The sequence below is a fragment of the Streptomyces sp. BK340 genome (assembly GCF_007827595.1).
Taxonomy (GTDB): Bacteria; Actinomycetota; Actinomycetes; order Streptomycetales; family Streptomycetaceae; genus Streptomyces.
Window position 1 is genome coordinate 101725 of the sequence record NZ_VISR01000023.1, and the last position, 12708, is coordinate 114432.

Sequence of the window (12708 nt, forward strand, 5' to 3'; positions counted from 1 at the left end):
TCGGGAACCCCGGCGGGCGGGCTACCAGCCGCTGACGCGGTTCCAGACGCCCTGGATCGTGGGTGTGGGGCCGTCGGGCCGGCTGCCGTCGACGACGTGGTAGCCGTGGTGCTGGGCCGCCGTGGCGCAGGCGTGGTTGGGCAGGACGCGCAGGCGGGTGCCGAAGGGCAGGTCGGGCAGGAGGGCTCCGTCACGTGCGCAGAGGATGCCGTGCTCCTGGCTCGCGCCGGTCATGACGAGGCCGGGGATCAGCCGCCCGGTCAGGTCGGTGACCAGGCCGTAGCCCTGGTCCTGGACCTGGGCGGAGGTGCCCCGGTCGCGGGACATGGCCATCCAGCCGCCGTCGGTGATGATCCACCCGTACTCCGGGCGGTGACCGATGACGGTGACGACCACCGACAGGGCGAGGTCGTCGAGGTCGCAGACGCCCAGGCCGGCCATGACCAGGTCGAAGAAGACGTAGTTGCCGGCGCGCAGTTCGGTGACGCCGGCGAGGTCGTCCGCAGCGTGGGCGGTGGGGGTGGAGCCGGCGCTGACGACGGGCACGGGCAGCCCGGCGGCCCGCAGTGCGTCGGCCGCGGCGACGACGGCGTCGCGTTCGTTCTTCGCCGCCAGGCGCCGGTCCTCCGCGGTGTGGGCGAAGTAGGACTCCCCCGCGTGCGTCAGGACGCCGTCGAGGCAGTCCGCCTCGTACAGGATGCGGCCGATGCCGACGAGCCCGGGCGCGTCGGGTCTCAGGCCGCCGCGGTGGCCGTCGCAGTCGATCTCGATCTGGGCGGGCAGGGCGATGCCGGCTTCGCGCGCGGCTGCGGCGACGGCCGTCGCCTGTTCGGTGCTGTCGAGCAGGACGCGCAGCGTGACACCGCGGCGCAGCAGGGCGATCACACGGGTCAGCTTGTGGGGGTCGATGCCGACGGCGTAGGTGATGTCCGTGTAGCCGGCGCCGGCGAACGCCTCGGCTTCGGCCAGGGTGGAGACGGTGACCGGTCCGGGTGTGCCGTCGTGCAGAAGAGCTGCGACGTCGAGGCTCTTGGCCGTCTTGACGTGCGGGCGCAGGGTGACCCCGAGACGGTCCGCGTGCCTGGCGAGCCGTGCGATGTTGCGTCGTGTCCTGTGCACGTCGACGACGGCGAACGGGGTGTCGGGATCGGCCAGGTTCCGGGCGTGCGCCGACGGCGTGGTGGTCACAGGGTCACGTCCAGTTTCTTCAGAAGCGCCAGGCCGAGGTACAGGTCCTGCAGGCCGATGCCGGAGCTGTCGAAGAGCGTGATCTCGGCGTCGTCGGCGCGTCCCGCGGCCCGGCCGGTGAGGACCTCGCCGAGCGGGGTGAGCGGGGTTTCCTCGGGCGCGTGCTGGCTCTCGCCCATGCGGCGGGCCTGCTCGGGCAGATCGCAGAAGACGCGCGCCATGGAGAACAGTCGGGGGTCCAGTTCCCGCTTGCCGGGAGCGTCGGCGCCCATGCAGGAGACGTGGGTGCCGGGCCGGACCCATTCGGCCTGGAACAGGGGCGGGGCGTCGGCAGTGGCGTTGGTGGCGGTGACGATGACATCGGCCCGGGCGCACGCCTCCTCGGCACCGGTGACTGTCGCCGTACGGCCTTCCGCCGCGAGGGCGGCTGCCATCCGTGTGGCGCGGTCCTTGTCGCGGCCCACGACCAGGACCTCGCCCACGGGCCGGACCCGGCTGACGGCCCGCACCTCGTAGCCGGCCTGGTGCCCGGTGCCGAACACCGCCAGCGTGGTGGTGTCGGGGCGGGCCAGCAGATCGACGGCGAGGGCGTCGGCGGCCGCGGTCCGGTAGGCGTTGGCCCTGCCGACCTCCAGGACGGCGGCGATCCGGCCGATCGTCTGGTCGAGCAGCAGCAGGGTGGAGTGGTGGCGCGGCAGTCCCTGCTCCGGGTTGCCGGGCCAGTAGCTGCCGATCTTCACCCCGGCGTGTGTGGCGGAGGCCGACGGCTTGAGCGTGAACCGGTTCCTCGGGTCGGATCCGTGGACGGCCAGACCGGGGAAGACCGCGCCGTCCACCGTCGCGGCGAACGCCTCGCGGGCGGCCTGCAGCGCGAGGTCCTCGTCGACGACCGCGGCGGTCTCTTCCTCGGTGATGTGCAGCAGACCGCGGTTCATGAGTGGCCCTTCACTTGGTGTAGTTGTAGACGGTCGCACGGGACACGCCGAGCAGGTCCGCGATCGTCTGGGCGGCATCTCGCGAGTCGAAGTAGCCGTCCGAGTGCAGCTGCCGTACGAGTGCCCGCTTGCCGTCCCGGCCCAGCGACCTCGGGGTGCCACCACGTTCCGCGGCGAGTTCCTCCACCGCCTGGCGCAGCTCCCGGGCATTGCGGTCGCGCAGGGTCTCCAGCGGCTGTTCACGGTGCTCGGTGTCCGTGGCGACCAGGTTGGACAGGGCGAGCGTGACCGGTGACAGCACGGAGACGTCGAGGTTCAGGCACAGGGCCGCGATGTACTCGCCGGCGCTGTTCCTGATGCCGATCGACGTGCTCTTGGCCGGGCGGCCGTCGGGGAACCGGTTGGGGTAGTTCTGGATGACGCTCGGGTACTGCGGGTCGGCGATGCGGGCCAGTCCCAGCTCGGTTGCGGAATCGCCGACTTGCCGGCCTGAGAGGTTGTTCTCGATCGCCCGGATCGCGTGTTCCGGATCGCGCAGGTCGTGCAGGACCACCTCGCACAGCCCCGGGAACATCCGGCCCAGGGCGACGGCGATCTTCTCCGTTTCGCGGATGAGGTGCTCGTCCGCCTCGACCGCTCCGGTACGCACGACGTGCCCCTCCCACACAGTTCTTCGACTATTTTTCCAACTCTGGACAGTAAGCCTAAGTGGTTGTGCTGCCGCAGTCCAGCAGCCGCCGTCGAGGCCGCCGCTCCTGCTCGGCGCGGCTCCGGGGGAGGGTGGAGGCGCGCACGAGACCACGGATGCCCGTACCGTCGTACACACGCAGTCCAGGGCGCCCCGCCCCACAGCGGAAGCAGGAGGAACCAGCGCGTGACCAGCCGTGTCACTCTCATCTCACCCGCGACCACGCACTCCCTGCGGCGGGCCCGTTTCGACGACGGCGACTCGATCGAGGAGAGCGCGGCGGCGCGTGCCGGGTCGGCGGCCGGGTCCCTGCCCGCAGCAGGCCGCGTTCTGGCCTCCCCCAGCGTGCGCTGCCGGCAGACGGCCGTCGCGCTCGGCCTCGACGCCTCGGTGGAACCGGAGCTCTCGGGCCTCGATGTGGGCCGGTGGCGGGGGCGGACGCTGGACGAGGTCGGTGCTGCCGAGCCGGAGATGGTGGCCCGCTGGCTGGCCGATCCCGGGTTCGCACCGCATGGCGGCGAGTCGGTTCGGGAGCTGTGTGCACGGGTCGCTCTCTGGCTGGACACGAGTGGACGGGCTGACGTGCGGACCATCGCCGTGGTGGAGCCCGAGGTCGTACGGGCTGTGGTGGTGCACGCGTTGGGCGCGCCCGAGGCGGCGTTCTGGCGCCTCGATGTTCCGCCGCTCATGGCGACCGAGGTCACCGGTCGTTCCGGACGCTGGAACGTGCGCCTCGGACACGGCCTCGCCCGGCCGGGCGACTGACGGCGGTCAGGGAGTCGCGTCCCGATGGCGACGCAGCAGTGCCGCGATCGCGCACCGCAGGCAGTCGGTGTCCATGCCGCCGGTCGTACCGTGGCCGCCGTGGCAGTCGGCCGTCGCCCGTCGGCCCGCTCCCTCGTCCGGTGTGCGGCAGAAGGCCGTTGGGACACCGACCAGGGCCTCCAGCTCGTCGAGAAGTCGCTCGGTCCGCTTGACCTGCTGGGCGAGCACCCGTACCCGTGCGCTCTGGCCGCCGATCTGGCGTCGGCTCGCCACGAGTTGGGCGTACTCCTCCACGGTCAGGGCGACCGCCTCGCGTCCGCCGAGAGTGATGTGGCGCGGTTCGGGACGTTGTCTGGCCACTCGGCTCCCCCGCTCGTCGCCTGCACCGGTGTCCCGGAAACGCGAGAGGACCCCCGGACGGTTCCGAAGGGCCCTCTCGTGTCCTGAACAGATCAGTGTGTGGCGGGAACTCTCCGCCCGGACGCAGCGGTCGCGGGCTTGGGGTTCAGCTGCCGCTCGGCCAACTCGCCGAAGAGCAGGCCGAATCCACCCCACAGGACTGCCTGGATGGCCAGTGCGGAGAGGCGGAACCGCCACAGCAGGGTGGCCGGGAAGTCCTTCGGCACCTCGTTGATGACGGGCAGGAACTCGTAGGCCAGGCCGATCACGACGGCGAAGGCGGCCACCGCGACGACGGTCGCGTACCAGGTGCCCAGGGAAGGCGCGAGGCGTTTGCCCAGGATGGTGGCGGCGACCGCCAGAAGCACGCTGAGCAGCATCATCAGGAAGTACAGGGTCGTCCGCTTGCCGATGGTGTCGGGCTCGCCGACCGACGGCGGGTTGGCCGGGTACTTCAGGAACGGTACGACGTAGACGGCGAGGAGTGCGCAGCCCGACAGCAGCAGCGCGGTCGCCCGCGGGCTGAAGCGGCCGACACGGCCGAGCGCGACGCAGAAGGCGAGCGCGGCGATGCCGCCGAAGGCGACCCCGTAGACGAGGACACCGGTGGCGAGGCCCAGGGTGGACTGCAGTGAGCGGGAGACGACCTCCATCTCGTGCTCGTGGGAGTGGGCGTCCTCGAAGCTGATCGCGCTGTCGACGTTCGGCTCACCGAGAAGGTAGGCGACGACGAGGGCGAGCACGCCGGCGGCCAGGCCGGCGAGCATGCCCCGCACGAGAAGGTTTCTCACGGTTGCGGAGTTCATGGTCGAGCGGCGTCCCTCGCGTCAGTGGCAGGGGAAGCCGAGCAGGTGGCGGGCGTCGTGCACCCACTCGTGGACGTCCGTGCCGTTGAACACGGAGGTGGCGCCCTGCTCGGCGCCGACGAAGTACAGCAGGACGAGCATGAGGATGCCGAAGAAGACCGCCCACGGAGCGATCGCCTTGAGCGGCAGCGTGGCGGGAACGGCGGGGGTGGTGGCTGTCGGCTGGGCGACGGTCTGCGCCATGGCAGGACCTCCTCTGGGAGTTCGCGTCCCATCTCGGTGGTGCACATGACGACGGCCACGGGTCTGACTCACGGGACACCCAGGGGTGTTCCGCATACAGTGGCGCGACCGTGCCGGATTTCCACCGGCTTCCGTCTCGCCGTCGTCGATATCGGACAGACCGTACCGCGTGGCGCGTGCATGGCCAAGACCGCGTGGTCCGTCGTGATCTTCCTCTCGCCTCGGCCACCGCGATGACGGCGGGTCAGGCCCGCCGGGCTGTGCGGCCCGGCGGACCTGCCCCTCGTACGACTAGCCGCGGCGGCCCGACGGATCGGGTGCGACCGTGTCCCGGTCCTGGCCGGGAACCGAACCGGCGTCCGGAGAGCCGGCACCGGCCGGCACCTCCCGCGCCTGGTCCCCGTGGCCCGGCCACCACGCCGCGTGGCCGATCAGCGCGGTGAGGCTCGGCGTGAAGAACATCGCCATCACGAAAGCGGCGACCGCGATACCGAACGAGACCGCGAAACCCATCTCCGTCAGCAGCGCGTTGCCCGCCAGCATCATCGTGGCGAAGGTCGCCGCCAGGATGAAGCCGGCCGCCGCCACGGTGGGCCCGGCGTGCCGGAGGGCCATGCCCGCCGCCTCGCGGGGCTCGCGGCCTTCGCGGGCCTCCTCACGGAGCCGGGCGATCATCAGGATGTTGTAGTCGGTGCCGATGGCGACCACGAACAGGTACATGATCACCGGGAGCATGAACATCAGACCCGAGTGCCCCTGCCCCTCCTGGAAGATCCAGACCGTGGCGCCGAGGGTGGCGCCGAAGCCGAGACCCACCGAGGCCATCAGGTACCAGGGGGCGACCACACTGCGCAGCAGCAGCCCCAGGATGATCATGATGAGGAGGGCGGCCACGGGGAAGACCGTCCGGTAGTCGTGGTTGACCGCCGTGGCGATGTCCTTGTAGATCGAGGACATGCCGCCGACGACGGCTTCGGTGCCCTCGGGGGCGTCGGAGTGTGCGACGTCGCGCACCTCGCCCACGGCATCGATCGCCTTGTCCGTCGACGCCTCGTACTTGAGGGTGACGGTGATGTCGGCGGTGGTGCCGGCCTTGTTCAGCTGGGTCAGGCGGGCGTTCGCGACGCCGTCCACGGCCCCGAGCTTCTGTGCGTAGGCGTCCAGGCCGGACTTGTCCAGCTGCTTGCCGTCGGTGCTGGACACGAAGACGTCGGTGGGGGCGGCGGCGCCCGCCGAGTACGCCTTCTGCATCTCGTCCTGGACGACCATGGACTCCTTGGTCTTGGGCATCGAGCCCGCCGCCAGGTCGAACGTGGCGTTGAAGCCGAGGGTGCCGAGCGACAGCGCGACCAGGACGAGGCCGGACAGCGCGGCGGTCAGCCCCGGGCGGCGCTGCACGCCCCGGCCGAGGGCGGCGAACCGGGCGTTCTCCGGCTCCCGTTGCCAGGACTTCGAGGGCCAGAAGACCTTCGGTCCGATGAGCGAGACCACGGCCGGGATCAGGGTCAGGCCCGCGACCAGCGTGGCGGCGACCGCGATGGCGAGTGCCGGGCCCATCTGCTTGAGGAAGCCCAGCGTGGACAGGACCAGCGCGAGGAACGCGATGATCACCGCTCCGGCGGCCGAGGCGATGGCCTCCCCGACCCGGTCGACCGCGTTGATCATGGCCTGCTTCGGCTCGTCGCCGGCGCGCAGGCGCTCGCGGTAGCGGAACATCAGGAAGAGGAAGTAGTCCGTGCCCACACCGAAGAGCACGACGATCAGGATCGACGAGATCGAGCTGTTGGCCTGGAGGTCGAACAGCTTGGTGGCGTAGGCGATCAGTCCGTTGGCGACGGCCGACACCAGGCCGATCAGGACCAGGGGGAGGATCGCCAGGATCGGCGCTCTGAAGATGATCAGCAAGGTGATCAGGATGATCGCGAAGGTGCCGATACCGATCAGCGCCTGACCTCGCTTGGAGGAGTCCTGCTGGTCGAGGGCCTGCGCTGCGGAGCCGCCGAGCTTGACGTCGAGGTGCGTGCCCTTGGCCAGTTCCTTGACGTCGTCGCGCAACACCCTGGCCGCGTCGATCTGTTTGGGCTGGCCGGCGTTCTTGCTGTCCATCTGCACCAGGGTCAGGTCATACCTGCCGTCCTTGGACGGCTGGCCGGGGACGACCTTCTGCACCTGGTCGATGTGCTTGCTGCCCAGCTGTGAAGTGATCCGGGCGATGTCCTGTTTGTCGGCGGCGGTGAGTTTGCCGCCGTCGGTGCGCTGGTACAGCGCGATCGCGGACGGGGTGAAGGCGCTGGGGAACGCCTTCTCCTGTAACACCGCCGCTTTGATCGACTCGTAACTCTTCGGCAGGAAACTGCTCTCGTCACTGTTCGAGGGCAGGCTCGGTGCGGTGGCGACGATCGCCACCGCCGCGATGAGCCATGCCACGATCGTCCAGACGGGATGACGGACGACGGCATTCCCAATGCGTCGGAACATGCGGAAGGTCCTCCTGGACAGGAAGATCACCGCAGCCCGGGGAGCGGACCCTGGCATCGGCGACCCTGACCGGCTGTCACTTTCGAACCGGTCGAATGGTTGTCTTGAGATGCGATCGTAGTGACCGCACGCCGAGATCATTCCATCGTGTGACCCCCTGCCGCGAAAAACCCTTCGCTTTTCGGTCAAGGCTGTTCGTTCGAGGTTTGGAGCGTGAACTCCCGCCCGCCTGACGGCGGTTGGAGCGCCGTGTCGCCCGCACACGCTCCTCGCGCATGCACGGCACGGATGAGGGGTGGGTCCGGGATCCGGATCCTGCGCAGGACGGCGGCCTGCGCAGGCGCGCCCCACGATCGTGTCCACCGCACGCCGCTGTCCGGATCCGCTTCCGGCGTACGGACTCCCGCAGCACTCGCACGCCGTGCGCCGTCGGAACCCGTGAGGCATGCGCGCCCCCTGACACCGCCCCGAGTCCGTCGTCGAAGCGGCGGTGCAACCGGGCCGGCGCCGAGACCCCCGCCGGCTGCGGCCTCACCGCACACGGTGGCACCCCGGAGCGTGTCGCTCAGCGGCCGCGCAGAGCGGTGAGCGTGGCGTCGAGGTCGGCCGCGCGGGGGCGGTTGTGCGGCAGCCTGCCGAGCAGGGCGGCCATGCCGCAGGTGTCGGTGAGAGCGGAGAGGACGAGACCGCCCGCGACGCCCGCCGACAGGATCTGGAAGGCCGGGTGCACGAGCAGCCCGAGTGCAGTGCCGACGAGGACCAGCGCGCCCGCCGTGAACCGGACCTGCCGCTCCATGCTCCAGCCGGCCCGGGTGTCGCAGGCGGCGGGCTGCTGCAGTTCATGGCCCGCGGCGGCCCAGCCGCTGGTGCCGCCCGCCAGGGTGGCGGTGGGTATGCCCTGCTCCGCGAGCAGCTTGCAGGCGTTCTCGGAGCGGGCTCCGGAGGCGCACACGACCAGGACGTCGCCGCGGTCCGCGGCGTGCCGGATCTCGGGCAGGGCACGCCGGATCTGGTCCAGGGGGATGTTGAGGGCACCGGGCAGGTGGCCCGAGCCGTACTCACCGGGGGTGCGTACATCGATGACGGTCAACTCGTGCAGCCGGGTGCGGGCCTGGTCGGCGCGGAGGGTTACGGGGGCGATGGGGGCGGTCATGGCAGATGTGATCCTTTGCGATCCTTGATGTTCGACGCCGTCCCGTACCGGGACGTACAGTACCCCTAGGGGTATTTTTGGAGGAGTGATCGTGGAACTGGAACTCGCGGGTGCGGAGCTGAAGTCCGTCCTGAACCGGCTGCGCCGCGCACAGGGCCAGATCTCCGGCGTGATCCGGATGATCGAGGAGGGGCGCGACTGCGAGGACGTGATCACGCAGCTCGCCGCCGCGTCGCGGGCGCTCGACCGCGCCGGTTTCGCGATCATCGCCACCGGCCTGCAGCAGTGCATCACCGACATGGACTCCGGCCGCAAGAACGGCGAGGACCCGGAGCAGATGCGGGCCCGCCTGGAGAAGCTCTTCCTGTCGCTGGCGTGAGGGGGCCGGCGCGGGGCTGTGAGCGCGGGCGCATCACACCACCGCGTCGATCATCATGAACGCGGCCACGGCCAGCAGCACCAGGGCGAAGGTCCGCTGCAGCGCGCGCCCGGACACCTTCGCCCCGAGCCGCTTCCCGTCCCACGCGCCGAGGACCGCGGCCCCGGCGAAGGGCCCGATGACGGCCCAGTCCAGACCGTCGGCCGTACCGGCGCGCATCGCCAGCGCGGCCAGGGAGTTGACGGTGATCACCAGCAGGCTGGTGCCGACCGCGTCACGCATCCGCATACCGAGCACGCTCACCAGCGCGGGCACGGCGAGGAAGCCGCCGCCGACGCCGAGGACGCCGGTGACCGCGCCGAGCCCGGCACCCGCGGCCGCCGCCCGGTCCGGTCGCACCGGCACCGCCGACTCCGACGCGGCACGGGGTCGTAGCATCCGCACCGCGGCCGTTCCCGCCACCACCGCGAAGGCGGCCGTCAGGGCGCCGGCGGGCAGCCGTCCGGTGAGCGCGCCGCCCAGCATCGCGGGGACGACCCCGGCCGCCGCGAACAACAGCCCGGTCCGCCATCGCACATGACCGTCCCGGGCGTGCGCGGACAGCGCCGTGGCCGAGGTGACCGTGACGATGACGAGGCTGGCGGTGGTGGCCGCGACGGGGGTGAAGCCGAGCAGGTAGATCAGGGCGGGTACGGCCAGAACGCTGCCACCGCCCCCGAGCGCGCCGAGCGCCACGCCGATGACGGCACCGGCGGCCAGGGCGAGTACGACAGCGCTCACGCGACGGTCCCGTTCCCGCCCCGCGCGTCCAGCACGGGCAGTCCCGCCGCTTCCCAGTCCCGCATGCCGCCGATCACGTCCACGGCCTCGGCGCCGCGCGCGGCGAGCAGGGCGGCTGCCTGGCGGGAGCGGTTCCCCGAGCGGCAGATCACGACGAACGGACCCGCCTGCGCGCCCGTGGGCAGCCCTGCCCCGGCGGCCAGTGCGGACAGCGGCAGGTGCACGGCTCGGGGCGCGTGCCCCGCCTGCCATTCGTTCGGTTCGCGGACGTCCAGCAGTACGGCGGGGGCGCCGCCCTCGGCGGCGCTGCTGTGGCCGGTGCGGGCGGCAGCCTCCTGGACGGTCACCCGGCCCGGATCGCGCCGGTCTCGTCGGAAGATGCTCATCTTGGCTTGTCGCTCCTGTCTTGCGGTCAGGCGGTACGGACCGTGAGCCCTGTGCTCCCGGCCGCGTCGAAGCCGTCGTCCACGGCGACGACGTCGCGGCCGGCCGCGTCCAGCAGGGAGGCGGCGATGGCGGCGCGCATACCGCCCGCGCAGTGCACCCACACCGTGCCCGCGGGGATCTCGTCGAGGCGGCGGTGCAGGGTGTGGACCGGTATGTGGACCGAGCCCTCGATGAAGCCGCCCGCCCGCTCCGCACTGCGCCGGACGTCGAGGACGACGAGGCCGTCCGCCGGGTGCTGACCGGCGAGGTCCGCGAAGGTGGCCCGGGGGAAGGAGGCGAGGGCCTCGTTCTCGCGGACCCAGCCGCCCGGCTCCCCGGTGGCCGCGGCGGCAGGCCGGTCTATGCCCACGCGGACCAGCTCCCGCTGCGCTGCGGCGAGCTGCTCGGCGGACTCGGCGAGCAGCGTGACCGGCTTGCCCCACGGGATCAGCCAGGCGAGATAGGTGGCGAGCTGTCCCTCGGCCTCGAAGTTGACCGAGCCCGACACGTGCCCGGCGGCGAACGCGACCCGGTTGCGCAGGTCCACCACCCACTCCCCCGCGGCCAGCCGGCCGGCGATCTCGTCCGCGTCGGCCACGGCGGGCGGGGTCAGGTCGACCGGCGCGGGACCGGCGGCGTTGGCCGGACCCATGTGCGCGTAGTAGGCGGGGATGTCGCCCAGACCGGCCAGCAGGTCGGCGACGAAGGTGTCCACGTCCCGGGTGAGGGCCTCGTTCGAGGCCTTCTCCTTGCCGATCGTGCTGTACTCCCCCTCCGCCTGCGACGACGCGCAGAAGCTGCCGAAGCCGTGCGTGGGCAGCACCTCGGTGTCGTCGGGCAGCTCGGCGGCCAGGCGGTGCGCGGAGGCGTACTGCGCACGGGCGAGCCGCTCGGTCAGCCGCGGCTCCACGAGGTCCGGGCGGCCGACGGTGCCGATCAGCAGGGAACCTCCGGTGAACACCGAGACCGCCGTCGCGCCCTCCTCCAGCACGTAGGAGGTGTGGTGCGGAGTGTGCCCGGGCGTTGCCACGGCACGCAGGGTCAGCCCGGCGGCGGCGTCGATCACCGTACGGTCGCCGTCCTCGACCGGCACGCGCTCGAAGGAGACGGCGGCCCCGGCGGGAACCAGATAGGCGGCGCCCGTGACCCGGGCCAGCTCCAGGCCGCCGGTGACGTAGTCGTTGTGGACGTGCGTCTCGACGACGTGCGAGATGCGCACCCCACGCCGGGCCGCCGTCGCGATCACCCGGTCGATGTCGCGCGGCGGGTCGACCGCCACCGCCGTCCGCTCGCCACCCGCCAGATAGCTGCGGTTGCCGAGCCCCGGCACCTCGATCGTGTCGACGAAGAACACGAGGTACTCCCTTCCATCGAACGTCCCTCGAAGAATTACCCCCGGGGGTATGTCTTCGACAGTACACGATTACCCCCGGGGGTATCTTCGAGGGAGCCGACTCGACCGATCCGCCCCCCTTCGGTCAGTGCCGGGTGAAACCATGGAGGCGTACGAGGCGTACTCGGTGTACGAGGCGAACGGGGGGCGAGTGGCGAGCGACGGACGTGGCAGGCGTGCCGAGGCCCGTGACCACCCCGGGATCGAACTACCCCTGATGCCCGCCTGTTCCGGGCACCTGCGGCAGTGGCTGGACGACGGGGCCCTCGACGTCTCGGGGCGGGCTGGGTGCCGAGCCGGACATCGTCGTCCAGACCTACTCCATGCGGGTGCAGCGCCAGCTCGTCCTGGCCGGGCACGGCTGGACCGTCCCGCCCGGCGTCGGTATCGCGGCGGACCTCACCTTCGGCGCACTGCGCGCCGACGGTTGAACGGCTCGCCGAGCCCGACGTGTGGCGCGTGGCCCGTGGCCCGTGGCCCGTGGCCCGTGGCCCGTGACCCGTGGCGCGTGGCCCGTGGCCCGTGCCACCCCGAGATCCGGGCGCACACCGCCCGCCGTGGAGGTCGTCGCGCGCGAGTTGGTGCGGCGGATCGGCACCGAGGTGACCGGCGACCGCCGGCGCTCCGCCCAGCTCCCGGGAACCATCGCCGCCGAGCCCAGCGCCCCGTACACCGCACCTGCACCGAAAGGCCGTCATGTCCGACACCGAGTCGCCACTCGCCGGCTACGCGCACGCCGAGGACGGCACCGCCCTCGCCTGTCAGCGCCGAGGCACCGGCTTTCCGCTCGTGCTCCTCGCCGGGCAGGCGAACAATCACCACTGGTGGGACGGCCTACGCGAGGACTTCCACGGCACACACTCCACGATCACCCTGGACTACCGGGGCACCGGAGCGAGCGACAAGCCCCAAGGCGGCTATTCGACCCGCCAGTTCGCCGAGGACGTGATCGCCGTCCTCGACCACCTCGGCATCGAGCGGGCCGACGTCTACGGCACCTCCATGGGTGGCCGAGTCGCCCAGTGGGTGGCTGCCGACCATCCGGAGCGGGTCCGTCCCGGCGCCCGGCACGCCT

General features: G+C 71.7%; 13 protein-coding genes, 1 pseudogene and 1 riboswitch. Of the genes and pseudogenes, 3 read left to right on the top strand and 11 right to left on the bottom strand.

What is annotated here, in order from left to right; translation table 11 throughout:
• Positions 1-21 precede the first annotated feature (21 nt).
• The 3 genes from FB157_RS32535 to FB157_RS32545 are packed head-to-tail and all read right to left on the bottom strand — an operon-like array spanning position 22 to position 2772.
• On the bottom strand, positions 22-1188 hold the full coding sequence (locus FB157_RS32535; protein ID WP_145884259.1) for an alanine racemase: 1167 nt from the start codon (positions 1186-1188) through the stop codon (positions 22-24).
• The gene (locus FB157_RS32540) at positions 1185-2123 is read right to left on the bottom strand and encodes an ornithine cyclodeaminase family protein (protein ID WP_145884260.1); all 939 of its coding nucleotides are present in this window, start codon (positions 2121-2123) and stop codon (positions 1185-1187) included. The genes FB157_RS32535 and FB157_RS32540 overlap by 4 nt, the downstream gene beginning before the upstream one ends.
• Before the next feature lie 10 nt (positions 2124-2133).
• The gene (locus FB157_RS32545) at positions 2134-2772 is read right to left on the bottom strand and encodes a transcriptional regulator (RefSeq protein WP_261386680.1); all 639 of its coding nucleotides are present in this window, start codon (positions 2770-2772) and stop codon (positions 2134-2136) included.
• Between the two features lie 225 nt (positions 2773-2997).
• Here FB157_RS32545 and FB157_RS32550 point away from each other — a divergent pair, with 225 nt between their 5' ends.
• Positions 2998-3576 (top strand): histidine phosphatase family protein, encoded by a 579-nt coding sequence (locus tag FB157_RS32550; RefSeq protein WP_145884262.1) that lies wholly within the window; start codon positions 2998-3000, stop codon positions 3574-3576.
• 6 nt (positions 3577-3582) lie between these two features.
• Here FB157_RS32550 and FB157_RS32555 read toward each other — a convergent pair whose 3' ends face one another.
• The 5 genes from FB157_RS32555 to FB157_RS32575 all read right to left on the bottom strand — a co-directional run bounded on the left by FB157_RS32555 (position 3583) and on the right by FB157_RS32575 (position 8655).
• A complete protein-coding gene (locus FB157_RS32555; protein ID WP_145884263.1) occupies positions 3583-3936 on the bottom strand; it encodes a hypothetical protein in 354 nt (117 codons plus the stop codon).
• Between the two features lie 92 nt (positions 3937-4028).
• On the bottom strand, positions 4029-4781 hold the full coding sequence (locus FB157_RS32560; RefSeq protein ID WP_145884264.1) for a CbtA family protein: 753 nt from the start codon (positions 4779-4781) through the stop codon (positions 4029-4031).
• A gap of 21 nt (positions 4782-4802) precedes the next feature.
• Positions 4803-5024, bottom strand: coding sequence for a CbtB-domain containing protein (locus tag FB157_RS32565; RefSeq protein ID WP_086692985.1), 222 nt, complete (start codon positions 5022-5024; stop codon positions 4803-4805).
• 36 nt (positions 5025-5060) lie between these two features.
• Positions 5061-5203: riboswitch (cobalamin riboswitch) on the bottom strand.
• Positions 5204-5315: 112 nt separating this feature from the next.
• Entirely contained in the window at positions 5316-7502 is a 2187-nt protein-coding gene (locus FB157_RS32570) for an MMPL family transporter (protein WP_145884265.1), read from the bottom strand.
• Between the two features lie 565 nt (positions 7503-8067).
• Complete coding sequence (locus FB157_RS32575) at positions 8068-8655, bottom strand: rhodanese-like domain-containing protein (RefSeq protein ID WP_145884266.1); 588 nt, start codon at positions 8653-8655, stop codon at positions 8068-8070.
• A gap of 91 nt (positions 8656-8746) precedes the next feature.
• Here FB157_RS32575 and FB157_RS32580 point away from each other — a divergent pair, with 91 nt between their 5' ends.
• Complete coding sequence (locus tag FB157_RS32580; protein ID WP_145884267.1) at positions 8747-9034, top strand: metal-sensitive transcriptional regulator; 288 nt, start codon at positions 8747-8749, stop codon at positions 9032-9034.
• Between the two features lie 33 nt (positions 9035-9067).
• Here FB157_RS32580 and FB157_RS32585 read toward each other — a convergent pair whose 3' ends face one another.
• From FB157_RS32585 to FB157_RS32595, 3 genes are read right to left on the bottom strand one after another with little or no spacing between them, the layout of a single operon-like run.
• Positions 9068-9814, bottom strand: coding sequence for a sulfite exporter TauE/SafE family protein (locus tag FB157_RS32585; protein ID WP_145884268.1), 747 nt, complete (start codon positions 9812-9814; stop codon positions 9068-9070).
• Positions 9811-10200 carry a rhodanese-like domain-containing protein gene (locus FB157_RS32590; protein ID WP_145884269.1) on the bottom strand — a complete coding sequence of 130 codons (390 nt, stop codon included), beginning with the start codon at positions 10198-10200 and terminating at the stop codon, positions 9811-9813. The genes FB157_RS32585 and FB157_RS32590 overlap by 4 nt, the downstream gene beginning before the upstream one ends.
• Before the next feature lie 26 nt (positions 10201-10226).
• Complete coding sequence (locus tag FB157_RS32595) at positions 10227-11594, bottom strand: MBL fold metallo-hydrolase (protein WP_145884270.1); 1368 nt, start codon at positions 11592-11594, stop codon at positions 10227-10229.
• Between the two features lie 735 nt (positions 11595-12329).
• Between FB157_RS32595 and FB157_RS32600 the strand changes: the two are divergent.
• Positions 12330-12689 (top strand): annotated as a pseudogene (locus FB157_RS32600) (alpha/beta fold hydrolase); the annotation flags it as partial.
• Between the last annotated feature and the right edge of the window lie 19 nt (positions 12690-12708).

What these genes read in the sequence shown, in the direction of transcription:
- FB157_RS32575 (WP_145884266.1), bottom strand. Translation starts at nt 8,655, where the DNA reads ATGACCGCCCCCATCGCCCCCGTAACCCTCCGCGCCGACCAGGCCCGC.
- FB157_RS32570 (WP_145884265.1), bottom strand. Translation starts at nt 7,502, where the DNA reads ATGTTCCGACGCATTGGGAATGCCGTCGTCCGTCATCCCGTCTGGACG.
- FB157_RS32590 (WP_145884269.1), bottom strand. Translation starts at nt 10,200, where the DNA reads ATGAGCATCTTCCGACGAGACCGGCGCGATCCGGGCCGGGTGACCGTC.
- FB157_RS32565 (WP_086692985.1), bottom strand. Translation starts at nt 5,024, where the DNA reads ATGGCGCAGACCGTCGCCCAGCCGACAGCCACCACCCCCGCCGTTCCC.
- FB157_RS32540 (WP_145884260.1), bottom strand. Translation starts at nt 2,123, where the DNA reads ATGAACCGCGGTCTGCTGCACATCACCGAGGAAGAGACCGCCGCGGTC.
- FB157_RS32560 (WP_145884264.1), bottom strand. Translation starts at nt 4,781, where the DNA reads ATGAACTCCGCAACCGTGAGAAACCTTCTCGTGCGGGGCATGCTCGCC.